At 73.7% G+C, this 21,589-nt stretch carries 23 protein-coding genes; 10 read left to right on the forward strand and 13 right to left on the reverse strand.

Annotation, left to right across the window (positions count from 1 at the left end; translation table 11 throughout):
• Window positions 1-16 precede the first annotated feature (16 nt).
• The 5 genes from UK12_RS05245 to UK12_RS05265 all read right to left on the reverse strand — a co-directional run bounded on the left by UK12_RS05245 (window position 17) and on the right by UK12_RS05265 (window position 4,933).
• Window positions 17-1,069, reverse strand: coding sequence for a DUF2637 domain-containing protein (locus UK12_RS05245; protein ID WP_045300053.1), 1,053 nt, complete (start codon window positions 1,067-1,069; stop codon window positions 17-19).
• 162 nt (window positions 1,070-1,231) lie between these two features.
• Entirely contained in the window at window positions 1,232-2,125 is an 894-nt protein-coding gene (locus UK12_RS05250) for a (2Fe-2S)-binding protein (RefSeq protein WP_156178544.1), read from the reverse strand.
• A gap of 113 nt (window positions 2,126-2,238) precedes the next feature.
• Window positions 2,239-3,033, reverse strand: coding sequence for a hypothetical protein (locus UK12_RS05255; RefSeq protein ID WP_197084584.1), 795 nt, complete (start codon window positions 3,031-3,033; stop codon window positions 2,239-2,241).
• Window positions 3,034-3,248: 215 nt separating this feature from the next.
• Entirely contained in the window at window positions 3,249-4,202 is a 954-nt protein-coding gene (locus UK12_RS05260; RefSeq protein ID WP_197084585.1) for a hypothetical protein, read from the reverse strand.
• A gap of 89 nt (window positions 4,203-4,291) precedes the next feature.
• On the reverse strand, window positions 4,292-4,933 hold the full coding sequence (locus UK12_RS05265) for a nucleotidyltransferase family protein (protein WP_045300057.1): 642 nt from the start codon (window positions 4,931-4,933) through the stop codon (window positions 4,292-4,294).
• Between the two features lie 130 nt (window positions 4,934-5,063).
• Here UK12_RS05265 and moaA point away from each other — a divergent pair, with 130 nt between their 5' ends.
• Window positions 5,064-6,077, forward strand: coding sequence for a GTP 3',8-cyclase MoaA (moaA, locus tag UK12_RS05270; protein ID WP_045300059.1), 1,014 nt, complete (start codon window positions 5,064-5,066; stop codon window positions 6,075-6,077).
• 223 nt (window positions 6,078-6,300) lie between these two features.
• Entirely contained in the window at window positions 6,301-7,356 is a 1,056-nt protein-coding gene (locus tag UK12_RS05275; protein WP_052681576.1) for a DUF6081 family protein, read from the forward strand.
• Between the two features lie 94 nt (window positions 7,357-7,450).
• Here the strand turns inward: UK12_RS05275 and UK12_RS05280 are convergent, their stop codons facing one another.
• Window positions 7,451-8,221: an aquaporin gene (locus tag UK12_RS05280; protein WP_052681578.1), complete on the reverse strand. Its 771-nt coding sequence runs from the start codon at window positions 8,219-8,221 to the stop codon at window positions 7,451-7,453.
• 374 nt (window positions 8,222-8,595) lie between these two features.
• On the opposite strand from UK12_RS05280, the gene UK12_RS05285 reads away from it, so the two are divergent.
• Window positions 8,596-9,297, forward strand: a complete 702-nt coding sequence (locus UK12_RS05285) for a DsbA family oxidoreductase (protein ID WP_045300061.1) — start codon at window positions 8,596-8,598, stop codon at window positions 9,295-9,297.
• 148 nt (window positions 9,298-9,445) lie between these two features.
• The gene (locus UK12_RS44305) at window positions 9,446-9,568 is read left to right on the forward strand and encodes a hypothetical protein (RefSeq protein WP_269431990.1); all 123 of its coding nucleotides are present in this window, start codon (window positions 9,446-9,448) and stop codon (window positions 9,566-9,568) included.
• A 132-nt stretch (window positions 9,569-9,700) separates the two neighbouring features.
• Here UK12_RS44305 and UK12_RS05290 read toward each other — a convergent pair whose 3' ends face one another.
• On the reverse strand, window positions 9,701-10,033 hold the full coding sequence (locus tag UK12_RS05290; protein WP_045300063.1) for a DUF6204 family protein: 333 nt from the start codon (window positions 10,031-10,033) through the stop codon (window positions 9,701-9,703).
• 162 nt (window positions 10,034-10,195) lie between these two features.
• On the opposite strand from UK12_RS05290, the gene UK12_RS43010 reads away from it, so the two are divergent.
• Both UK12_RS43010 and UK12_RS40920 read left to right on the forward strand, forming a co-directional pair.
• Window positions 10,196-10,591: a DUF4158 domain-containing protein gene (locus UK12_RS43010; protein WP_231591050.1), complete on the forward strand. Its 396-nt coding sequence runs from the start codon at window positions 10,196-10,198 to the stop codon at window positions 10,589-10,591.
• Between the two features lie 82 nt (window positions 10,592-10,673).
• Window positions 10,674-11,246, forward strand: coding sequence for a hypothetical protein (locus UK12_RS40920; RefSeq protein ID WP_063838211.1), 573 nt, complete (start codon window positions 10,674-10,676; stop codon window positions 11,244-11,246).
• 125 nt (window positions 11,247-11,371) lie between these two features.
• Here the strand turns inward: UK12_RS40920 and UK12_RS05305 are convergent, their stop codons facing one another.
• On the reverse strand, window positions 11,372-12,361 hold the full coding sequence (locus tag UK12_RS05305) for a quinone oxidoreductase family protein (protein ID WP_045300065.1): 990 nt from the start codon (window positions 12,359-12,361) through the stop codon (window positions 11,372-11,374).
• A 109-nt stretch (window positions 12,362-12,470) separates the two neighbouring features.
• Here UK12_RS05305 and UK12_RS05310 point away from each other — a divergent pair, with 109 nt between their 5' ends.
• Window positions 12,471-12,839 (forward strand): ArsR/SmtB family transcription factor, encoded by a 369-nt coding sequence (locus UK12_RS05310; protein WP_045300067.1) that lies wholly within the window; start codon window positions 12,471-12,473, stop codon window positions 12,837-12,839.
• 54 nt (window positions 12,840-12,893) lie between these two features.
• On the opposite strand, the gene UK12_RS05315 is transcribed toward UK12_RS05310, so the two are convergent.
• A complete protein-coding gene (locus tag UK12_RS05315) occupies window positions 12,894-13,814 on the reverse strand; it encodes an alpha/beta fold hydrolase (protein WP_082119325.1) in 921 nt (306 codons plus the stop codon).
• 126 nt (window positions 13,815-13,940) lie between these two features.
• On the opposite strand from UK12_RS05315, the gene UK12_RS05320 reads away from it, so the two are divergent.
• Complete coding sequence (locus UK12_RS05320; protein WP_045300069.1) at window positions 13,941-14,441, forward strand: MarR family winged helix-turn-helix transcriptional regulator; 501 nt, start codon at window positions 13,941-13,943, stop codon at window positions 14,439-14,441.
• 85 nt (window positions 14,442-14,526) lie between these two features.
• Here the strand turns inward: UK12_RS05320 and UK12_RS05325 are convergent, their stop codons facing one another.
• Both UK12_RS05325 and UK12_RS05330 read right to left on the reverse strand, forming a co-directional pair.
• Window positions 14,527-16,863: an ArnT family glycosyltransferase gene (locus UK12_RS05325; RefSeq protein ID WP_045300071.1), complete on the reverse strand. Its 2,337-nt coding sequence runs from the start codon at window positions 16,861-16,863 to the stop codon at window positions 14,527-14,529.
• A 147-nt stretch (window positions 16,864-17,010) separates the two neighbouring features.
• A complete protein-coding gene (locus UK12_RS05330; RefSeq protein WP_045300073.1) occupies window positions 17,011-18,141 on the reverse strand; it encodes an alpha/beta hydrolase in 1,131 nt (376 codons plus the stop codon).
• A gap of 268 nt (window positions 18,142-18,409) precedes the next feature.
• Between UK12_RS05330 and UK12_RS05335 the strand changes: the two genes are divergently transcribed.
• The gene (locus UK12_RS05335) at window positions 18,410-19,189 is read left to right on the forward strand and encodes a pyrimidine reductase family protein (RefSeq protein WP_231591051.1); all 780 of its coding nucleotides are present in this window, start codon (window positions 18,410-18,412) and stop codon (window positions 19,187-19,189) included.
• On the opposite strand, the gene UK12_RS36330 is transcribed toward UK12_RS05335, so the two are convergent.
• On the reverse strand, window positions 19,174-20,295 hold the full coding sequence (locus UK12_RS36330) for a hypothetical protein (protein WP_052681579.1): 1,122 nt from the start codon (window positions 20,293-20,295) through the stop codon (window positions 19,174-19,176). The two genes, UK12_RS05335 and UK12_RS36330, sit on opposite strands and share 16 nt — an antisense overlap.
• A gap of 203 nt (window positions 20,296-20,498) precedes the next feature.
• On the opposite strand from UK12_RS36330, the gene UK12_RS05345 reads away from it, so the two are divergent.
• A complete protein-coding gene (locus UK12_RS05345; RefSeq protein ID WP_197084586.1) occupies window positions 20,499-20,678 on the forward strand; it encodes a superinfection immunity protein in 180 nt (59 codons plus the stop codon).
• 22 nt (window positions 20,679-20,700) lie between these two features.
• Here the strand turns inward: UK12_RS05345 and UK12_RS05350 are convergent, their stop codons facing one another.
• The gene (locus UK12_RS05350; protein WP_197084587.1) at window positions 20,701-21,468 is read right to left on the reverse strand and encodes a class I SAM-dependent methyltransferase; all 768 of its coding nucleotides are present in this window, start codon (window positions 21,466-21,468) and stop codon (window positions 20,701-20,703) included.
• Window positions 21,469-21,589: the final 121 nt, after the last annotated feature.

Consider the following 21,589-nt stretch of genomic DNA (forward strand, 5'->3'; position numbering starts at 1 on the left):
GCGGGTTTCGGGACGGTCAGCCGAACTGCTGCTCCAGGTCCTTGAGCTTCTGCTCCAGGGAGTCCAGGCGCGGCAGGGTCATGGTGTCCTCGTCCGGGGTGAGGTCGATGCTGCGGCGGTCCTGGCGGGCCGGCAGGCCGGGCTGGCCGAGCGCGCCCTCGGTGAACGGGCCGGCCGGGGAGGCGGGAGCCGGGTCGGCTCCGGCTATGGCGGGCTCCGATCCGCCGGGCTCCAGCCGGGGTGTGAGTTGCGGTGCCAGCTGGCGGGCGTTGCGCGAGCGCCAGGCGCTGCTGTGCTGGCGGCCCAGTGCCTTGATCTCGGCCCGCTCGCGGCGGTTGGCGAGCCGCTGCCGCTCCCGGTTCAGCGCGGCCTCGCGCTTGTCGTCCCGGACCTCCTCGACCGCCTCGTCCAGTGTGCGGACGCCCTCCAGGAGCATCAACGACCAGGCGGCGTAGGTCTCCCGGGGCGCCCGCAGCCAGCGGACGATCCGGATCTGCGGCAGCGGTCGCGGCACCAGGCCCTGCTCCCGCAGTGCGGCCACCCGGGTCTGCTTGAGTGCGCGGTCGAACAGGACGGCGGCCGAGAGGGACATCCCCGCGAAGAACTGCGGTGCCCCCGCGTGCCCCCAACCCCTGGGCGCGTGAACCCAGTTGAACCAGGCCGAGGCCCCGGCGAAGAGCCAGACCAGCAGTCGCGAGCCGAGCGCGGCGTCACCGTGGCTGGCCTCCCGGACGGCGAGGACCGAGCAGAACATCGCCGCGCCGTCGAGACCGAACGGGACCAGGTACTCCCAGCCGTCGGAGAGACCGAGGTTCTGCACCCCGAAGCCGACCAGGCCGTGGAAGGAGAGTGCGGCCGCGACGGCGGCGCAGCAGAACAGCAGGGTGTACGAGGCCGCCCCGTACAGGGATTCCTTGCGGCGGCGGCGTTCCTCGGTGCGCTCCCAGGAATCGGGGCCGCCGACCGAGGCGGTGGCTTTGGTGCGGACGAAGGCCACCAGCACGGCGGTCACCACCAGTGCGACCAGGCCCGTGACGGCCCAGCCCAGTGGTATGTCGGACAATTTCATGGCCGGAACCAGCCTCGCTTTCCTCCGCGTTGACGGTGAGGGACATCATGGCGGAACTGTGCGCGGGTTTTGGCTGATTTGCTGGCAATGCACCGGGGAGAGCGAATTCGGAGCGAAATTCCGCCCGACGATATGACGGATGATAGACCGTCAATTAAGACATCAGTTCTGATTCGTGCACGTGCGGGGGCAGCTGAAGCAGGTGTCCGCCGGGCGGACGGTGTAGAACAGGCAGCAGCTCGCCCGGCTGCGCGTCCAGCCGGCCGGGGCGCCCGGCTGCTCCAGCGCCCGGAAGCCGCTGCCGCCGACGAACGGCGGGTGCTGCGAGCCGTCCGGCAGCAGCTCGGCCAACTCGGCCACCGCTCGCGCCTCTTCGCCCAGCAGGGCGCCGAGGTACCAGAGGCCCTCGATCACGTCGTCGGTGGCCATCGCCCAGAGCGTGCGCGGTCCACGCCGCAGCTCGGGGCGGAACGCGGCCAGCACCGGGGCGAGTTGGTCGGCCAGTGCGGCCAGCAGCTCGGCCCGCAGCGCCCGTTCGTCCGGCACCACCCGGGCACCGGGCAGCGCGGCCGCCGGGTCGCCCGGCAGGCAGGCGAACCCGTCCGGCTGGACGGTGAGTTCGCCGGAGCTGCGGCGGATCGACACCCGTTCCACCGGAATCCGGGGCACCCGGCGCTCCAGCAGCCACGGCAGCGTGAACAGCAGGGCGACCGGCCAGTTGTAGCGGTGCAGGCAGAATCCGGCGGCGACTTCCGGGCGCAGCGGCTCGCCGTACTCGGCCAGTCCGAGCGCGGCGTCGTAGGCGATCAACTTCCGCAGGGCGGCGGGGTGCTGGACGAAGTCGGCGGTCCTGGCCCAGCCCCGGCCGGTGCGCGGCGCCCCGGCGTGGACGCGCAGCCCGGGGAAGACCCGGCCGAGCCGGGCGTAGCTGCCGAACAGCGGCGACGCCCCCGGCGGGCCGGGGGCGGCCGGTGTGCCCGTGGCGGCCTGCGGGCCTGGAGCGGGCAGCGCGCCAGGGGCGGGCTGTGCGGCGGCCACGGTGCTGCTCACGGTCATGGGTGGGCCCCATCGGGTGGACCGGAGCCCGGGGACTCCGCGACGGCAGGACTGAACCTGCCCGAGGCACTGCTCTCCTCGGGCAGGTTAGGCTCACCTTAGCTGAAAGCTCGCTAGGCTTCCCGCGCGACGGGGCCGTTCGGAGGAGTGGCGGGTGCGGGGACGGCGCTCAACCGGCGCGCGAGCCAGACCGGCACCCCGCCCAGCGCCTGCACCAGCCGGGCGGCCTCCGCCCGCAGCCGGGCCGCCTCGACCGGCTCCGACACCTCGGCCAGTGCCGCCAGCGCGGGCGCCACCCCGACCGTGAACCCCAGGTCCTCCCGCAGCCGCAGCGAGGCCCGGAACCCCTCCCGGGCCCGTTCCCGGTCGCCGGCCGCCAGCGCCAGCGCCGCCAGATGCCCCCAGGTGTACGAGCGCAGCAGCTCGTCGCCGCGCTCCGTCGCACCGTCGTGCGCCCGCCGGTAGGCGATCCAGGCGGCCGTCCGGTCGTGCAGCAGGTTCTCCGCGACCAGGCCGCGCCGGAAGTCCAGCAGCGGCCGCCCGGGAGCGCCCGGTGGAAGGAGGGCGGAGGTCCGTCCGAGGGCGGCCTGGGCCTCGTCCAGCCGGTCGCGCGGGCCGAGCACGCTGGCGACGTACGCCAGGAAGCCGCGCGCACAGGCCGCGCCCGCCCGCTGGTCGGGCGCGGCCGCCCCGGCCTCGGCGAGCCGTAATGCGTGCTCGGCCTCCTGCCAGTGGCCGCCGGTGAACAGGCTCTGTTCGATGAGGAGTTCGGCCCGGCGCAGAGCGACGTCCGGATCGCGCGCGGCGGTCGGTCCGAGCAGCTCGGCGGCCTCCTGCCAGCATCCGCGCGAGCGTAACCGCCATACCGTATCGGCGCTTCCCCCCAGGTCCGTACCGTGCTCCGACAACGCCACCTCCTTGTGTGCGTGTCCAGAAAACGGGACTCTGCGGCCGCAATTCAACACGGGGGTGAGCTTGTGCACCAGATCACGAGCGTCGGAGATTTCGGAAATCCGTGATCGATCTCACGGTGCGACGGGACCTGAGTTGACGGTGGGTCAGCACGGGGTTGACGGTGCGCCGGAGTGTCCCCGGTGCCCGGGTGGACGGAGTCGGGGCCCGGTCAGGACGTCCAGCCGGTCTCGGCCAGCGCCTCCGCCGCGCCGTTGGCGGGCTGCGGAAGTCCGGCCTCGTCCAGCTGGAACAGGGCCACCAGCAGCTGCTCGCCGCGCACCGTCGCCTGGTGCGAGTAGCCGCCCACGGTGAACATCGCGGCGGCGATCTCCTCGGCGTGCAGGGTCTGCAGCCAGAGGCACTCGACGGTCTTGACGTCGGCCGGCTCGATCCCCGCGTCAACCTGGGCCACCATCCGGCTGCCCAGCATGGTGACGGCCGAACTCTCCTGCTCCTCCGTCAACTCCAGGTCTTCGAAACCCAGCCATTGGAGGTAACGGGCGGCGGTGATCACCGCATCCTCCGGCCCGCGCACCGGCTGCGGCCTGAACGGCGGCCGCCGGTACCCCAGGGGATCGCCGTCCTGGCCCGGGAGCCCGGAACCGTACCCCTGCGGCGGCACGGTGGGGACCGGACCGCCGTGCGGCCGCGCCCCGTACGGGCGGGGGCGCGGCGAGACCGGGGCGGTGTGGCCGGGCAGTGCGGCGGGCCCGGGCGGGGCGGCGCTCTGCAGCCGGGGCGAACGGTCCACCGGCAGCCGGACGGTGGCCCCGCAGTTGCAGGTGAACTCGGGCTGCGGCCACTGGTCGCTGCGCCCGCAGTGCGGGCAGCGCATGCTCAGCCAGGAGTCCTCCCAGGAGCGGAACCGCACCTGCACCGGCACACCGCCGCGCAGCAGCGGCACCCGCAGCTGCGCCCCGCACGGGCAGGGCAGGCTCGGCGGCTCGTACATGTGCTCACGGCGGCAGGCCGGGCAGCGGATCGCACTCGCGGCCGGCCCCGGGCCGGTGCCGGCGGCCCCCGACGACCCGCCGGGGCCGTGGGCACCGGCCGGTCCGGACGCGGCGCCTGGGCCGAACCAGGCCGGATCGCTGAAGTCGTCGGGCAGCGGCACTGAGGCCATGGCGTGCACCGTCCGTTCGGGTCGGCTGGGCAGGTTCGCCTCCATCGTCCCTGATCCGCACGGGGCTTGGCGCCGATTGCGGCAATACCTCAGGGACAGTTCAGGGGCGCGGAGGCGTTCCAGCGCGCGAGGTCCGCCGGGGTGTCCAGGTCGTCCGCCACGGCGACGTCGGCGCACTCCACCAGGACGATCTCGGCGGCGTGCGCGGCGAGCAGCGCGCGGGCCCCGGCGTCGCCGGTGGCACCTGCCGCGGCCTCGGCGAAGTGCCGGGCGCCGATCAGCACCGGGTGGCCGCGCCGTCCGCCGTAGGCCGCGGCCGCGAGCTCCGCACCCGAGCGGTGGGCGGCCAGCAGCCGGGCGACGGCGCTCGGAGTCACTCCGGGAGTGTCGACCAGCATCACCAGGACGGCGTCCGCGCCGGGGGGCAGGGCCGCGAGCCCGGCGCGCAGCGAGGAGCCCATGCCGCTCTCCCAGTCCGGGTTGTCGACCAGCCGGCAGTCGCCGACCTCGGCGGTGGCCCTGACCTGTGCGGCGGCCGCGCCCAGTACCGCCACCGTCCCGGTGCAGCCCCCGGCCCGCACCACCGCGAGGGCGTGCTCGATCAGCGGCCTGCCCCGGTGCTCGATCAGTGCCTTGGGCCGCCCGCCGAGGCGCCGGCCGCCACCGGCCGCCAGCACCAGGGCGGGGACGGCTGCCGGGGGAGCGGGAAGCGGGTGCGCACGGTCTGCCATACCGCCAGTCTGACGGGCCGGTCGGCGGGCCTGCAGTTGGAGGAATGCACAAGGCAAAGGTGCAGGTCGCCGTGGTGCACCGGCTCTTCCACCGCTGGATCTTCGCGGGGGCGCGCCCTGTACTTGGGAGATGGCACCTCGTAGTACTGAGCCGACGGGCAGCTCCCCGCTGGTCGACCGCTTCGGCCGCGTCCACACCGACCTGCGGGTCTCGCTCACGGACCGCTGCAACCTCCGCTGCACCTACTGCATGCCGGCCGAGGGGCTCGACTGGCTGCCCAGGGCCGAGGTGCTCAGTGACGACGAGATCGTCCGGCTGGCCCGGATCGCCGTCCAGCGGCTCGGGATCAGGTCGCTGCGCCTCACCGGGGGCGAGCCGCTGCTCCGGCGCGGACTGCCCGGACTGATCGCCAGGCTCACCGCACTCGGTCCCGAGCTCTCGCTGACCACCAACGGCATCGGCCTGGCCCGGACGGCGGGCGACCTCAAAGCGGCCGGGCTGGAACGGGTCAACGTCAGCCTGGACACCCTGCGGCCCGAACGCTACGCCGAGATCACCCGCCGCGACCGGATCGCCGACGTCCTCGCCGGGCTCGCGGCCGCCCGGACGGCCGGGCTCGCGCCGGTCAAGATCAACGCCGTCCCGGTGCGCGGGGTCAACGACGACGAGATCCTCGACCTGGTCGAGTTCGCCGCCGCGCACGGGTACCGGATGCGGTTCATCGAGTCCATGCCGCTGGACGCCCAGGGCGCCTGGGACCGGAACAAGATGATCACCGCCGACGAGCTGCTGGAGATCCTGGCGCGGCGCTGGGAGCTCCACCCGGTCGGGCGGCACGGCAACGCGCCCGCCGAGGAGTGGCGGATCGCCGGTACGGACACGGTGGTCGGGGTGATCGCGTCCGTCACCCGGCCGTTCTGCGGCGGCTGCGACCGGGTCCGGCTCACCGCCGACGGCCAGCTGCGCAACTGCCTGTTCGCGACCGAGGAGTCCGATCTGCGGGCGCTGCTGCGCGGCGGCGCCGACGACGCCCGGATCGAGGCGGCCTGGCGCAGCACCATCGCCCGCAAGGGCCCCGGCCACGACATCAACTCGGCGGACTTCGTCCGGCCCGACCGCCCGATGTCCGCGATCGGCGGCTGAGCCCGGGTCGTCCCCTGGTGGTCCTGGTGGTGCTGGTGGTGCTGGTGGTCCTGGTGCTGCGGGGCCGACCTGACGGATTCAGGGCCCGCCGGTAGCTCCCGGGCCGACCGGGCTTGCACGCTGAGGCGCGCAACAGCCCAAGGGGTCCGGGGGGTTGGGGTGCCACGGCACCGCTCTCCGTCGACCGCGCACACGATCACGGGAGCGAGCAGTGCACAGAGCATTGAGACGTACGATCACCGGCCTGGCCGCGGCGGTGGCGCTGGCCGCCGGTACCGTCGCCGTACCGGCCGCGGCGAGGGCGGACGCCGAGTCGGCCGGCGGGAGCTACCGGGTGGTCTGGGACGACTTCCGCAGTGGCTTCACCCACGGGACGGGCGGCAAGTGGGCGCTGTCGGCCGCCGGTTCGCTGCCGGACGGGGACGGCATCGCGACCACCTCCGCGAGCGGCCTGACCGTCGTCCCGACCGGCCGCAACGCCACGACCGGCAAGCCGGCCTTCGCCTACACCACCGGCCAGGAGCACGACGGCGGCGCCGGACAGGCCGACCACCTGAAGTGGTACGCGGTCGCCAACCACACCGCGAGCACCGGCGTCACCGGCTTCGACGCCGTCCCCGGCAAGGTGCTGACCTGCGGCGCGCGTCTGGGCGCCCGGGCCTACGGGACGGAGCAGAACCCGTTCGGTGCCGAGGTCGCCGACCCGCAGAGCGATCTGCGGCTGGCCTCCGCCGGACTGAGCGCGATCGACTACGAGACGATGATGGTCTTCGACTTCTTCGTCACCAACACCAAGCTGTACGCCTTCTACGAGCGGCTGCCGACACCCGGCGCGGCGTACGCGCCGTTCTCCTACGCCCTCCCGGTCGCGGACCGCACCCCCGGCACCCAGCACGACCTGGCGATCTCCTACGACCGGGCGGCGGGCACGGTGGTGTGGAAGGCCGACGGCCGCGAGGTGTTCAGCATGAACCGGCTCGGCTTCAAGCCCGCCGACCGGTCGCACCTGCTGCTGGACCTCGGCGGTACCGATCAGGCCGCCGCTCCCCGCCAACTCTCCTGCGGGCTCGGGATGTTCGCGATTCTGGACGGCGAGGGCGACAACGGGCACGGCCTGGTCAGGCTGACCGACCAGCCGGACCGCTACTACGACCCGCACCGCGGCGCCCCGACCCCGGAGACCTTCGCCGACGACCTGAGCCTGCCCGGCAACCGGCTGTGGGGCCAGGGCGCGCAGCTCGACGTCGACCGCGTGACGATCTCCTCGCTGCCCCGGTAGTCCGGGGCCTTCCCCGCCCGCCCCGCGCTCGGGGCCCGGCCACCCCGGGGCCCGAGCGCGGGAGTCGGGTCGGCAGGTCCCGGCCGGCGATCGGCTACCGGCGGCGCCGCACCAGGGCGGCAGCGGCGCCGGCGAGCAGTGAGCCCACCACCGGCGCGAGCAGGTAGACCCAGAGCAGTTCGGTCCGGTCGGCGAACAGCGCCGGGCCGAACTGGCGGGCGGGGTTGCCGCCGCCGCCCGACCAGGTGCTGAGCCAGACGATCTGCGCGGCGACCCCCGCACCGGTCAGCGGCGGCAGCCACGGCCCGAACCGGGGCTGCACCAGCGAGACCACCACCAGCAGCATCAGCACCAGCATGAAGGCGCCCTCGAGGGCGAAGACGGACGGCCAGGTCCAGCCCGGTGCGCGGACCAGCGCGGCGTACCCGACCTCGGCCACCTTCCGCCCCCAGACCAGCCGCCCCAGGGCCACACCGGCCACCGAACCCGCCAACTGCGCGACCACGAGCGGCAGTACCAGGCGTCCCGGCAGCAGCCGCATCGCCCACAGGCCGACGGTGACCGACGGGTTGAGCTGGCCCGCGGTGTTGCGGCGCACCGAGATGGTGAACGCCACCGTGACGTACAGCCCGACGCCGACGCCCATGGCGGCCAGTTTGGCGTCCAGCGAGGGGAGCAGGCCACCGAGCGGTGAGGACGGGTGGAAGATCCAGCGGGCCAGCGTCATCACCAGGAAGAGGTTCCCGACCACCGCCAGGAACTCGAGGCCGCCGAGGCGCAGTACGGCCCGCAGCGGCGGCGGCCCGGCCGGTGGTGGAGTGGTGCCCGCGTCCCGGTGTGCGGGCTGGCTGGTGACGGCAGACATCGCGGTCTCCTGAGTACGTCGGAGAGTTGGCAGATAAGGGGCTCGGCAGCGGCCCCGGCGGGCCGACGGGCTCGAAGACCATACCGGCCCCCGAGGAGCCTGTTGGGCGCGGAGGTCCGGCGGCAACCGTGCGCCGTCCAGTTCGTCAGGTCGGCTGCCGCCCGCCGCCCGTCCGGTGCCCGCCTGCTGTCCGCTTGCCGTCGGCCCGGCGCACCCGCTCTGCCACCGCGACCTGACGAAGTGCCGTGCCCGCATGGCGACCCGGCGCCGGTGCGGCCATCATGGGCCGGGTGGCACGGGAGCGCCCGACCCCCGGCGGTGCGCCGGTCGGAGTCGGACGCCGATCGAGGCGAACGGACTGAGGGGTACCCAGCATGAGCACTGTCGGAGAATCGGCCGGCCCCGAATCGGCCCACGTCACCGTCTGGTCGGACATCGGCTGCCCCTGGGCCAGCCTCGCGCTGCACACGTTGCGGGCCGCCGCCGCCGAGCGCGGCCAGGACCTGCTGATCGACCACCGGGCCTTCCCGCTGGAGCTGTTCAACCGCCAGCCCACCCCCAAGTACATCGTCGAGCCCGAGGTCATCGTGATCGGAGCGCGCCGTCCCGAACTGGGCTGGCGGGTCTGGTCGGGTGTCGAGTCCGACTACCCGTCGACCACGCTGCCCGCGCTGGAGGCGGTCCAGGCCGCCAAGGACCCGGCCGTCGGCGGCCTGCGCGGGAGCGACGAACTGGACGCCGCGCTGCGTTACGCCTTCTACGGCGAGAGCAAGTGCATCAGCGTCCACTCGGTGATCCTCGACCTCGCGGACAAGTGCGAGCACGTCGACGCGGAGGAGTTGGCCAAGGCGCTGGAGAGCGGCGCGGGCCGGGCCGAGGTGTACGCCCAGTGGCACGTCGCCCAGGGGCCCGACATCCAGGGCAGCCCGCACCTGTTCACCTCGGACGGCTACCAGGCCCACAACCCCGGTGCCACCTTCACCTGGACCGGAGACCCGAACCAGGGCGGGCTGCCCCGACTGGACGACTACGACCCCTCCTGGGCACAGGAGTTGCTCGACCGCGTGGCGCGGTAGCGTCCCCCGGGGCGGCGGCACCGCCCCGGGGATCGGGGGTGTGAGCCGCGCCATGTCCCCGTCCCCCCGTTGCGGCGACTTGACCGGGTATGACTGCCCTGGTGTGCTGGTGCGCCGTCAGACGTCACACCATTCGGGGGAGACCACAGTGCGCGCCGGCCGTACCGCCCTGTCCGCGATAGCCCTGCTGCTCGCCGCCGCGCCGGTCCTGACGGCCTGCAGCGGCGGCGGACCGTCCGACGACTCCGTGCTGCACCAGTGCGGGGCTTGAAGGGCCCCGCGCGGTCGGCGGCACCCGCGTGAGCACCGCCGCCACCACCGCTGCACACGCTCGGCCGGCCGGCCGGCCCAGCCCCGGAGCCGGGCGGAGCGGCCGGAGCGGTGGCAGGTGCAGGTGCGGTCGTCAGCGCCGCGGACGGCGGATCTTCATGTCGTCGACGCTGGTGGCGGTGGCGCGCAGCACGCCGTGCCCGAGGCCTCGGGCGGCGAGTGCTGTGGCCGCCCGGTCGCAGGCGTACTCGACCGCCATCTCGTCCTCCTCGTCGGCGGGCTGCCGGACCACGCAGCGGAATGAGAAGGCGCGCAGCGCCCGGTCGTAGATGAGGCTGCCCTCGTCGGTGAAGGCCGCGTTGAGGATGTCGTGCCGGTCGGCGGTCGCGAGCAGCTCGGCCCGCTGGGCGTCGTCGAGGTCCGCGAAGACGCCGCGGACGATGACCCGGTAGGTGCGGTCACTCATGGCTCTCGTGCTCTTCTCTGTTCAGGCGTTCAGGCGTTCAGGCGTTCAGGGGTGTCGAGGATGGCGGGGATGGCTGGGATGTCGGGCGGTGGTGCGGAGCCGCTCGGCCCGCTCCGCGTCGGCAGTGAGGCCAGTGACTCCGGTGGTGAGAGGGGCGGGCAGATGGCAACGCGTGTGTTCTCCGATGAGGAGTTGGAGGCCCTGCGCTCGTTCCCGGCGATCGGCAAGGACGACCTGATCCGCTACTTCACCCTTACCTCGGCGGACGAGGCGTTCTGGCGGAAGTTCCTGCGTCCCCAGACGGTGCTCGGCGCCGCGGTGCAGTTGTGCACGCTGATTCCAGCGACGGGCGCTGCTCGGCTGCTCGCCCGTGAATGTACGACTCCCAGCTCTGTACCCGGGGGCAAAGTAGCTGCGAGTGATGCGGTGGCGGGTTCGACCGCGTCATTGGACATTCCCTTCGGCGTCTTCGGCCCCAGGCGATGGCGGTGGCACGCCCTCCCGTTTCTGGCTGAACTGCGGGACAATTTCTTGGACTTGACACTACCTCAGGCCTGAAAAGGTCTTGGGCGAAGGGGGGCGCATGGGCGCGGCATCAGTGCCGGCAGCAGGCGGTCCGGCCTCAAGGTCTGGTGTTCGGGTGCGCGATCTCGTCCGCGAGATCGTCGCCGATGTCGCACCCGAGGAACTGCCTCTCGTAGAAGGGCTGTGCCAGTCCGACGACGAGAGTGTGGTAAGACGGCTCTCCGGCCGGAACCGGTCGCGTGAGCCGCTCGGCTTCGGGCTGGACGAGGTCACCGCATTGGTCTCTCCGGTGGTGTGGCTCGCCCTGGACGAGGCGGTACGCAAGAGCGTGGGTGCCGCCGTGGGGAGCGCAGGCCGGGGGTCGAGGACGTTGCTGCGCAGGATCTTGCGCAAACCTCCTCCCGCCCGAGTCATGCCCGCCCTGACTGCCGAACAGCTGGACGCCGTACAGCGACGGGTGCAGGAGCTGGCCGCGAACAGCGGCATGGAGGAGGTGGCGGCCGTCGTGCTCGCCGAGCGAGTGGTGGCGAGGCTGGCCCTGCCCCCGAAAGAGGAGCGCAGAGGCGAGTCACACGCGCAGAACGACACGTCGACGGGCTGCACCTCGCGCTGCGGTGCGGGAGCGGCGCCATGGCGCTCGCGGCGGTGGTCGTCGCGGTTCTCTGCCGGGGCGACCGGCCGCGCGTGACCGAGGGATCCGAGGAGCCGCACGGGCGTCCCGAACCCTCTGCACGGGTACGGGACGGCCGGTCGGCGGGGCGGGTGCAGCGGACTGCGGGGGCTGAGTGAGGGGGCGGTGCGGAAGGGGTCCGGCTAACCGGCTGCGCCGATCCGGGCCACGTACTTTCCGGTGCCGCGTCCCTCGGCGAGCAGGTCGTGTGCGGCGGGGATGTCGGCCAGGCCGGGCACCTCGGTGACCGGCAGGGTGAGCCGGCCGTCGGCGAGGAAGCCCAGGATGCGGCTCACGGCGGCGGCCACCCGGGTGGGGGCATCGGCGACCAGACCGCGGTGGCTGAACCCGCTGATGGTGAGGTTGCCGCGGAGCAGCCGCTCGACCGGCGGCAGAGCGTCGATCGGCGCGCCGGTGGCGTTGCCGAACAGGACCACCCGGCCGCCGGGGGCCGCCAGGTCCAGGTCGAGGCCCAGGGCGGTGGTGCCCAGCGGGTCGAGGACCAGGTCGACACCCCGGCCGCCGGTGGCGGACCGGATCGCCTCGGTCGGGTCACTGTCGCGGGCGAGGACGAGCTGGTAGCCGGCCCGCTCGGCCTCGGCGATCTTCTCCGGCCGACCGACCGTACCGATCAGCCGGCCCCCGCCCAGCAGCGGTACCAGCCGGGCGATCGCGGTGCCGATCCCGCCGCTCGCCGAGTGCACCAGCACGGTGTCACCGGGGTTGAACCGCCCGGCCTCGGTCAGCAGCAGGAGCGAGGTGGCCAGGCCCAGCGGCGTCGCGGCGGCCTCCGCGAGCCCCACCCCGTCCGGCACCGGCACGGTCAACTCGGCTGCGGCGAGCGCGATCTCGGACATGCCCGCACCCTTGGGCACCGCCACCACGCGGTCGCCGACGGTGAGGTCGTGGACGTCCGGGCCGAGGGCGCGGACCGTCCCCGAGACCTCCAGGCCGGGGCGGTGCGGCCAGGACGCGTAGCCGGCGTCGCCCCGGCGGGCCATCACGTCGACGAAGTTCAGTCCGGCGTGGGCGACGTCGATCGTCACCTCGCCCGGCCCCGGAACCGGTTCGTCGATCTCTGCCAGCACCGAGTTCTCGGCGCCGCCGGGGGCGGTCATCACCAAGGCACGCATCTGTGGATCCCCTCCTGCGAGTACGATGTCTTTCGAAGTTCTACGAACGACGAAATTACTACCACGGCTATTCGATGAATGTCGAACATCGCTGTTCAGGAGGTTTCCCTTGGTCCGCTCGCAGCAGCGCCGCACCCCGCTCCACCATCCGGACGTCGAGGAGATCGACCTGCTCGACGTCCTGCACGCCCTCGCCGACCCCACCCGGATGACCATCGTCCAGACCCTCTGGGCCGAACCCGAGCGGGCCTGCGGGACCTTCCCGGTCGATGTCGCGCCCTCCACGCTCAGCCACCACTTCAAGGTGCTCCGCGAGTCCGGGGTCATCCGCCAGCGCGGCGAGGCCAACCGGCGGTTGAACGAGCTGCGCCGCGACGAACTCCAGGCGCGCTTCCCCGGCGTCCTCGACGCGATCCTCGCCGCAGCGGGCCCGATCGAGCCCGGCCCCGTCGAGCCGGACCCCGTCAAGGCCGGCTGAAGCGGCGCGCCCGGCGCGGGGTGCCGGCCTGGCGCCGGGCCGGGAGGAGCCCGGTCACGCCTCCCGGTCGAGGAACCGGGTCAGGCGGTCGTTCAGCGGGCCCGGGTCGGTCATCGGCATGGCGTGGTGCGAGAGGCCGGGCAGCACCTCGGCCTCGACGTGCGGGAGCAGCGCCCGGGCGGCGGCCGCGACCCGTGCGCCGTCGTGGGTGCGGCTGCGTTCCGCCGTCAGTACCAGGGTCGGGACGGTCAGTGCCCGCAGTTGCCCGGCCGACGGGCGTGGGCCGGTGACGGGCTTCGAGCGCGGGAAGTCGGCCGTGCCCAGTGCATGGACGGTCGACCAGGCGGGGTCGATCAGTCCGGCGGCCGGTGCCCCGCCGGTCTCCCAGGCGATGAAGTCGCGGGCCCGCGCGGCGGTCGGACGGAGCAGGAGCGGAACCGCCCGCAGCAGATAGCCCGGCCGGAACCCGGCGAAGCACTGGGTCGGGTCCAGCAGGGCGAGCCGGGTGACCCGGTGCGGGGCGTGCAGCGCGTAGCCGAGGGCCATCCAGCCGCCGTACGAGTGGCCGACCATGGCGGTCGTGGCGAGGCCGAGCCGGTCGAGGACGCTGTCCAGCCATCCGGCCAGGTCCTCGGCGCGCCGGATCGGACGGCCGTGGCGGACGCTGCGCCCCGCGTCGCCGATCAGGTCGACGGCGTACACGCGGTGGGTGGCCGCGAGCGCCGCGACGTTCGCGTACCAGACCGTCGAGGTGGCGCCGCCGCTGGGCAGCAGCACCACAGGGCGGCCGTCCGCAGGTCCGCAGGCGTTGATTCGCGTGGTTCCGTACTCGGACCGGCAGTCGATCGGCGTCGCCGGGAGAGGCCATCTGGCCAGCGCGGCGTCGTAGGCGGCGAGGAAGGCCGCCTCGGTGCCGGGTGTCCGGAACTCCGGGCGCTCGGACGCTCGGGTGGTCCGGCTGGTGGAAGTGCTCATGGTGTGCCCCCGGATCTGGCAGGATCTACTTGCCGAGCAACAGTCTCGGCAAGCAATACACTCGCTGATCGAGATAATAGATTGGCGAGGTATCTGGCGGAAGCCGTTGCGGACGGAAGAAGGACCATGGGGACGGAGAAGGGCTCGGCGGGCACCGCCGACGGCTCGATGCAGCTGGTGCACCTGCTGCGTGCGCTCACCGTCGAACTCGACCTGCTCGGCGGCGAGTTCGCGGGCCTGCACGGACTGCACCCGACCGATCTGCGGGCCCTGATCGCCCTGCTGGACGCCGCCCGGGCCGGTACGCAGCTGACACCCGGCCGACTGGGGGAGCAACTGCACCTCAACTCGGCCGGGACGACGGCGCTGGTCGACCGGCTGGAACGGCTCGGGCTCATCCGGCGGGTGCGGGACACCGGGGACCGCCGCCGGGTGCTGCTCGTGGTCGAGGAGCGGGCGATGGAGCTCGGGCAGTCGTTCTTCGGCCCGTTGATCGGCGGGATGGTGGCGGCCCTCGGCGACTTCGACGCCGCCGAACTGGCGGCGGCCCGCCGCTTCCTGGTCACGATGGCCCAGGTCGTCGCGGCCACCCGGGAGGGTCCGGCCGGCGGAGCCGCAGTGCGGTGATCCGAAGCGGCAGCCGATGCGCGGAACGGCCCCGGGCCCACCGGAGGGGAGATCCGGTGGGCCCGGGGCCGTCGAGCGCGCCGCGTCAGCCGGTGACCGGCGCCGTCAGGTCGTACACCGTGGTGGTGCCGACGGTCCTGGCGGTGTAGTGGGCGGCCACCCAGGTGGCGATCTGCTCGGACTCCGAGCTCGAACCGCCGCGCATGGCACCGCCGTTGGGACGGGAGCCCACCGCGCTGCCCGAGCCCTCGCCGGTGGCCGAGCGTGCGCCCGCGCCCATGCCGCCACCCCCGCCGGAGCCGATGAAGTAGTGGATCCTCCCCTCCTTCACGTACTGCTGGAAGCCCGCCAGGCTCAGCGAGGGGTCGGTGCCGTTGAAGCCGCCCAGGGCCATCACCGGTTCGCCGGTGGCGAGTTGGTAGCTGGCCTGGTTCTGCGACCCGACGGTCGCCGCGACCCAGGTGTACGAACCGGCGTTCTGCTTGAGCAGCGCGGCGAGCTCGCTGCTGACCCGGGCGCCGTTGAGCAGCCCGCCCATGCCGCCGCCGCCCATACCGCCCATGCCGCTGCCCATGCCGCCGCGCCCGAACTCCCGCCAGGATCCGGCAGCGCCGCCCTGGCCGTTCTGGAAACCCTGACCGCGCGGGCCGCCGAAGCCGCCCGGGAACCCGCCGCCGGGGAACCCGCCCTGCTGGCCGCCTGCCCGGCCGGCGCGCTGCCCGCCCTGGCCGCCGAAGCCGCCGGGGAAGCCGCCGCGTCCGCCGCGCCCGAAGCCGTCGCCGCTGGACACCCTGGGCCCGGCCGTCACGATCGAGCCGGTGTGCGCGGTCGCGACGGTGTCCAGCGCGTAGGCCGTCGGACCGCCGAACGCGGCTGCCAGCCCGGCCAGGCCGACCACCGCCGCCACCCGCCCGGCCAGTCGGCCCGCCAGCAGCAGGGCCGCCGCCGCCAGCAGACCGCCCACCAGCACGGCCCACCGCAGCCACGGCAGGAACGTGGAGCTCCGGCCCAGCAGGACGTACGACCACACCGCCGTGCCCGCCACGACCACGGCCAGCAGCACCGCGTACGGCAGCCGCCTGCGGGCCCGCCAGAGTCCGTCCGCGCCCATGCCGACCAGGGCGGCGACGGCGGGGGAGAGGGCGACCGTGTAGTACTGGTGGAAGATGCCCGACATGAAGCTGAAGACCAGGCCGGTGCAGAGCAGCCAGCTGCCCCAGACCAGGAAGGCGGTCCGGGCGCTGTCGGTACGGGGGTGACGCCGGGTCGCCCAGAGGCCGAGGACCAGCAGGACCAGGGCGGCCGGGATCAGCCAGGCGATCTGGCCGCCGATGTCGCTGCCGAAGAGCCGGGTGATGCCGGTGGTGCCCCACTGGCCGGTCCCGCCGCCACCGCCGGCGGCTGCGGGTCCGCCGCCGACGCTGCCGCGCTCGTTGCCGGTCAGCCGGCCGAGGCCGTTGTAGCCCAGCGTGACCGACAGGAAGCTGTTGTCCTGCGAGCCGCCGATGTACGGGCGGGAGGAGGCCGGGGTCAGCTCGGCGATCGCCACCCACCACCCGGCGGAGACCAGCAGCGCCAGCCCGCCGAGCAGCAGTTGGCCCACCCGGCGCCAGAGTCCGGTCGGTGCCACCACCAGGTGGATCAGTGCGAAGGCGGGCAGGATCAGGAACGCCGCCAGCGTCTTGGTGAGGAAGGCGAAGCCGAACATCACGCCGACGAAGACCAGCCACCGCGTGCTCGCGGTCTCGGTGGCCCGTACCAGCCCGTACGCGGCGAGCGAGAGCAGCAGCACCAGCAGCGCGTCCGGGTTGTTGAAGCGGAACATCAGCGCTGCGACCGGGGTGAGCGCCATCGCGGCGCCCGCGACCAGTCCGCCCAGCGCCGAGAAGCGGCGGCGCACCGTCGCGTAGACCGTGCCGACCGTGGCGACCGCCATCAGCGCCTGCGGGGCGAGCAGGCTGAAGGAGTTGAGCCCGAGGACGCGGGCCGATATCTCCATCGGCCACAGGAACAGCGGGGGCTTGTCCACGGTGATGAAGTTCGCGGAGTCCGAGGAGCCGTAGAAGAACGCCTTCCAGCTCTGGGTGCCCGCCTGCACGGCGGCCGAGTAGAAGGCGTTGGCCCAGCCGGAGACCGAGATGTTCCACAGGTAGAGCACGGCGGTCGCGGCCAGCAGGGCGAGCAGCGCGGGGCGGACCCACTGCGGGTCGTCCGGGCGGCCGCGCCAGGCGCGGGCGGGGAGGGTCTGCAGCCGCCCGGCCCAGGAGGACGGCCCCTTGGGGCCGGCTGCGGGCGGGTCGGACGGCGGGAAGAGCGGTTCGGCCGTGACGCTCGGGACGCTCGTCGGGGGGCCCGGCGGCGGGTAGTTCGCGGCCTCGGGCCACGGTTCTTCGGTCAGAGGGACGGAACTGGTCGAGGTCATGGCACCACGCTCGGGTGCCTCGCTGAGATTCCGATGAGTCCCAGCTATGAGCGTGGTGTGATCTCGGCCGGGGCCGGGGCCGGGGCCGGGTCCGAGTCCTGGGGATCGGGACCCCGGCTCCGAGACCCGCAGTCCGGGCGGGGCCGACTACGCGGGCTTCGCCGGCTGAGGCGGCGTCAGGCGCTTGCCCAGCCACTCCAGCGCGGGCGGGATCTCCCGGGTCCAGGTGTGGAAGTTGTGGCCGCCGCTGTCCAGGGTGATGGTGGACATCGCGGTCGGGGCCTTGAACGCGGCGACCATCTTCTGGGTCGCGGCGTAGTTCTCCTCGTTGGGGCTGGTCGCCAGCAGCAGCGAGACCGGGGCGGCGGGCTTGTTCTTCAGCCGCCACAGCAGGTCGTTCTCCCGCTTGAGCTCGGCGTTCCCACCGAACAGGTCGCCGGTGGTGGGGTCGTTGGAGACGTTGTAGTAGCCGGAGTAGGACGCGGCCGCCCGGTACGCGTCCGGCTTGCGCAGCGCGAACTTCAGTGCGCAGTAGCCGCCGGTGGAGTCACCCATCGCCGCGCGCGCGTCGGGCCGGTCCAGTACCCGGTAGTCGGCGGACATCGCCTTCGGCAGGTCCTCGGTGAAGAAGGTCTCGACCTTCGGTCCGCCGGGGATGTCCATGCACTCGGTGTCGCGGTTGCCGGAGAGCGTCGGCTGCATCATCACCAGGACGGTGGGCGGCAGTTGCTTGCTCTCGATCGCCTTGAGCGCGGACGCCGGGTACTGGAGCAGGCTGATCAGCTTCTCCGCGTTCCCCGGGTACCCGGAGAGCACCAGTGCCATCGGGAACCGCTGGCCGGAGTAGCCGGGCTGGAAGTACTGCGGCGGCAGGTAGACGTACCCCTTCCCGACCAGGCCGGAGCCGTCACCGCTGATCCGCACCTGCTGGATCAGGCCGGACTGCTCCTTGGCCGAGCCCTGCGCGGAGTACATCTTCTGCTCGCCGGTGACCGAGATCGCCTTGCCGCCCGGCTTGTGGTCGACCACCGTGCCGGGGGCGCCGTCCAGACCGAGCAGGTCGCTCCAGGTGCTGAAGAAGCCGAAGTACGAGTTGGCCACCAGTGCGAGCGCGGCCAGTACCGAGATCTGGGTCACGAGGAACGCGCCGATCCTGCCCGTCCAGGCGCGCCAGCTCCGCCCGCCCAGCCGGGGCCAGAGCCACATCGTGGCGGCGAAGACGGCGATCGCCAGCACAGTGGCGATGATCTGCAGCGGAATTCCGGTCAGGCTTGGCACCCGCCGATCGTAGTTGACCTCCCGGACCAGCCTCGGGCGCCCCCCTCGCCGCCGGTCGCGCACCACTGAAGGGCAGGTCGGACGGGGTGCCGGTGCTGCGGGTGCCCGGGGTGCGGGTGCCCGGGCTGACCGTCCTGGACGCCGCCCCGGCAGGGGCGCCGGCCGGTCGCGCCCCGAGGTGCCCGTGGCCGGTCCGGTCGAGTTGGTGGCCCCACGGCGGGGCGGGGGTGGCAGACTGGTCGGCGTGCAGCGTCTCCTCCCCCAACCCGTGGCAGTGGCACCGGAGTCGGGCCGGGCCCGGTGGCTCGCGCAGGCGTACCGGTATCCGGCCGAGGTGGTGGGGGAGCGGCCGTGGGTGCGGGCGTGCATGGTGTCCGGGCTGGACGGCGGGGCGGTGTGGCAGGGTCGGTCGGGCGGCCTCTCCGGGCCTGCGGACGCGGAACTGCTGGCCGTGCTGCGGGGGTCGGCCGACGTCGTGCTGGTCGGCGCCGGGACGGCGCGCAGTGAGGGGTACGGACCGGCCGACGTGCACCCGGAGCTGGCGGAGGCCCGGCTCGCCGCCGGGCAGGAGCCGGCGCCCGCGATCGCCGTGGTGAGCGCCCGCCTGGACCTCGATCCCGCCTCGGACCTCTTCAGCCGCCCCCCGGCGTCCCCCGGTGCGCGGACGCTGGTGATCACCGCAGCCCGGGCGCCGACCGCCGCCCGGCAGGCGCTGGAACGGGTCGCCGAGGTGGTCGTCGCGGGTGAGGAGCTGGTCGAACCAGCGCTGGCCGTACGGGAGTTGGAGCGGCGCGGGCTGCGCCGGGTACTCTGCGAGGGCGGTCCGCGGCTGCTCGCCGGGCTGTGGGCCGCCGACCTGCTGGACGAGCTCTGCCTGACCGTCTCACCGCTGCTCACGGGCGGCGGGGGTCCGCGCATTCTTCAAGGGCGCGGCCTGCAGCAGTACGGCGGCGAGGGCGCGGTGGGCCGGACCCGGATGACCTTGGAGGCCGTCCTCGCGGAGGACGACTTCCTCTTCACCCGCTACACCCGTCAGGCGCGGGCCTGAGCGACCTGCGCCGGGGTCGGTTCCACGCCCTCCCGGCCGGTCTCCCACTCGGCGTTCCGGCGGGTGTCCCGGTCGGAGTGTCCGCGGGTCTCCCGGCCGGTCTCCCGGTGGGCGCGGCAGTCGTGTTCCACCTGGTCGAGTACCGCTCGTGCGGCGTCGATCCTGGCCGCCAGCCGGTCCAGCACCCAGACCCGGGCCGCCGTCGCCAGCCCGATGTTGCTGCCGCCTTCGGAGATCTCGCCCGGGGGAGTCCAGCACCCGTTCCCGGTGCGCCGTTTCACCAGGTCGTCGGCCTCGCGCAGGACCGAGTTCACGGCACTGTGGATCTCCACCCGGCGGTCGTAGGACCACTGCGGGTCCGAGGACTGGCCGAGCTGCCGCTCGAACCGGCCGAGGGCGGGCGGGCTCTGCCAGCGCCAGCCGCTCCGCCGCAGGGCGGCGACCCGGCCGAGGGCGGCCGTCACCATGTCCTCGGTGAGCGGGACGTGGTGGTCCGTGCAGCGGATCGTGCCGGGCTCCCCGAGCATCCAGCCCTGGGCGACGGCCTCACAGGCCAGCAGCAGTCCGAGCCCCGCCGTCCCGGCCGGGTCCGGCCAGCCGCCGAGGGCGCGCAGCAGGTCGGTGCGCGCGGTCAGCGTCGTCCCCTGGGCGGGAAGCCGGCCTGCCCTGAGCCCGTCCGCCAGTACGCCCGGGCGGATCGGTCCGGCCGGGGGGCCGTCCGGACCGGCCCCCAGGGTCTCGTCGGGCAGCAGGTCCAGGCCAGGGGAGAGGCACCAGCCGAGCTCGGGGTGCCCGGTCATGATCTCGACGTCCCGGCGCAGCGCGCCCTGGGGGAGCAGCCCGTCGGCGTCCAGGGTCCGCAGCAGCGTTCCCGCGGCCCTGGTCAGCGCCTCGTTGGGGGAGGCTGGTGCGGTCCTCGGGCCGGTGCCGAGCGAGATCCGGCGGTCGTCGGGCAGCCCGGCCTCCGCCAGGTTCCGTACGCCCTCGACGACCCACTGCCACTCCCACCCGGGTGGCAACTGCTGGGCGGCCAGCGAGCGGTACGCCTCCGGGAGGCGGTGGTGTCCGCCGCAGGGCACGACGGTGACCACGCTGACGGTGGGCATTGCTGCCGCCTTTCCGGGGGTTGCGGGCGCGCCAAAGGCCGTTCGCAGCCGATCGTAGGGGCTGAGGTGCGGATTGGTGAAGAGCCGTCGACGCTGGGTGACCGGGCGTGCCGCGCGGACGGGCGGCGAAAGGGAGTGGATTCCTCCATCTGTCCCGGACTGCAAGGGACTTGTACGCTCGCAGCATGGTGAGAAGCGGGGGAGTGTCGGTATTCCTGATCGTCGGGCTGGTGATGTACTTCGTCCCGACCGTGATCGCGTTCCTGCGGGGCACCCGGAACAAGGGGGCCGTCCTGGTCGTCAACCTGTTCCTGGGCTGGACGTTCATCGGCTGGGTGGTAGCGCTGGCGATGTCCTTCGGCGGTGCGCGCTCGCAGGGGTAGACGGGCTCGGCGGCAGGCGGGCTCAGCGGCGCCGGCCCAGCCGCCGGAGCCGCAGGACGTCCGGAGCGCACCCGTCCTCCCGGCGGAAGCCGGCCTCGGTGAGCTCCTCGTCGAGTTCCTCGTCGGTCAACGGCCACTGGTGGAAGGTCTCCTCGGCCCGGCGGATCTCCCGGCCCCGGCGGTGCACCAGGTAGAGGTAGTCCAGCCGGATGCGGTCGTGCTCGGGGCGCTCGGTCAGCCAGCCGCTGTAGGTGTCGCTGCCGACGCGGGCCTCGCCGACCCGGCACCGTTCCGGTCCGGCGGGGAGAGCGGCGGGCGGGCGGTCCATGAGCAGCAGGCCGTCCGGGAGCAACCAGCCCGCGAGCGAGTGCCAGACCGCGTGGCGTTCGACCGGCGGCAGGCAGGCGAACACCCGGAAGCAGACGGCGAGGTCCGCCTGAGCCGGGAGCGCGAGCTGCTGGGCCCGGCAGGGGTGGACCGTCACCCGGCCGAGCGCGGCGGAGCCGGCGGCGGAGAGCCGGGAGAGCAGGACCGTGCGCATGGCGGCGGCCGGTTCCACCGCGTGGACGGGGACGGACGAGGCACCGACCAGCACGCCCGTGACCAGGCCGGTACCGGCGCCCAGCTCCACGATGCCGACCCGGGCGGCCGCGGCCGGACCGCTCAGCGCGAGCGCGCGCCGCCGGTACTCCGCGCCGTGCAGGACGTCGTAGAACTCCGCCGAGACCGCGTAGGCGCCCGCCGCGAAGTCCGCCTCCGGGTCTGCGGCGCCGGACACTTCTTCCTCCACCCGTCCATCATCGGCGCGACGCGGCCGCCCCTCAAAGGCGGTCCCGTGGTCCGACACTTTCGGTGCTGCCTTCATGGCTCCATGTGCGAGGCACGCGGCCCTCGGCGAGGTCTTCGGTCGA

Source organism: Saccharothrix sp. ST-888, from assembly GCF_000955975.1.
GTDB lineage: Bacteria > Actinomycetota > Actinomycetes > Streptomycetales > Streptomycetaceae > Kitasatospora.

Bases quoted from the DNA above. Each gene is read 5' to 3' on its own strand.
- UK12_RS05245 (WP_045300053.1), bottom strand. From the start codon at position 1,069: ATGAAATTGTCCGACATACCACTGGGCTGGGCCGTCACGGGCCTGGTC.
- UK12_RS05250 (WP_156178544.1), bottom strand. From the start codon at position 2,125: ATGACCGTGAGCAGCACCGTGGCCGCCGCACAGCCCGCCCCTGGCGCG.
- UK12_RS05260 (WP_197084585.1), bottom strand. From the start codon at position 4,202: ATGGCCTCAGTGCCGCTGCCCGACGACTTCAGCGATCCGGCCTGGTTC.
- UK12_RS05265 (WP_045300057.1), bottom strand. From the start codon at position 4,933: ATGGCAGACCGTGCGCACCCGCTTCCCGCTCCCCCGGCAGCCGTCCCC.
- moaA (WP_045300059.1), top strand. From the start codon at position 5,064: ATGGCACCTCGTAGTACTGAGCCGACGGGCAGCTCCCCGCTGGTCGAC.
- UK12_RS05280 (WP_052681578.1), bottom strand. From the start codon at position 8,221: ATGTCTGCCGTCACCAGCCAGCCCGCACACCGGGACGCGGGCACCACT.
- UK12_RS05285 (WP_045300061.1), top strand. From the start codon at position 8,596: ATGAGCACTGTCGGAGAATCGGCCGGCCCCGAATCGGCCCACGTCACC.
- UK12_RS05290 (WP_045300063.1), bottom strand. From the start codon at position 10,033: ATGAGTGACCGCACCTACCGGGTCATCGTCCGCGGCGTCTTCGCGGAC.
- UK12_RS43010 (WP_231591050.1), top strand. From the start codon at position 10,196: ATGGCAACGCGTGTGTTCTCCGATGAGGAGTTGGAGGCCCTGCGCTCG.
- UK12_RS05305 (WP_045300065.1), bottom strand. From the start codon at position 12,361: ATGCGTGCCTTGGTGATGACCGCCCCCGGCGGCGCCGAGAACTCGGTG.
- UK12_RS05315 (WP_082119325.1), bottom strand. From the start codon at position 13,814: ATGAGCACTTCCACCAGCCGGACCACCCGAGCGTCCGAGCGCCCGGAG.
- UK12_RS05320 (WP_045300069.1), top strand. From the start codon at position 13,941: ATGGGGACGGAGAAGGGCTCGGCGGGCACCGCCGACGGCTCGATGCAG.
- UK12_RS05325 (WP_045300071.1), bottom strand. From the start codon at position 16,863: ATGACCTCGACCAGTTCCGTCCCTCTGACCGAAGAACCGTGGCCCGAG.
- UK12_RS36330 (WP_052681579.1), bottom strand. From the start codon at position 20,295: ATGCCCACCGTCAGCGTGGTCACCGTCGTGCCCTGCGGCGGACACCAC.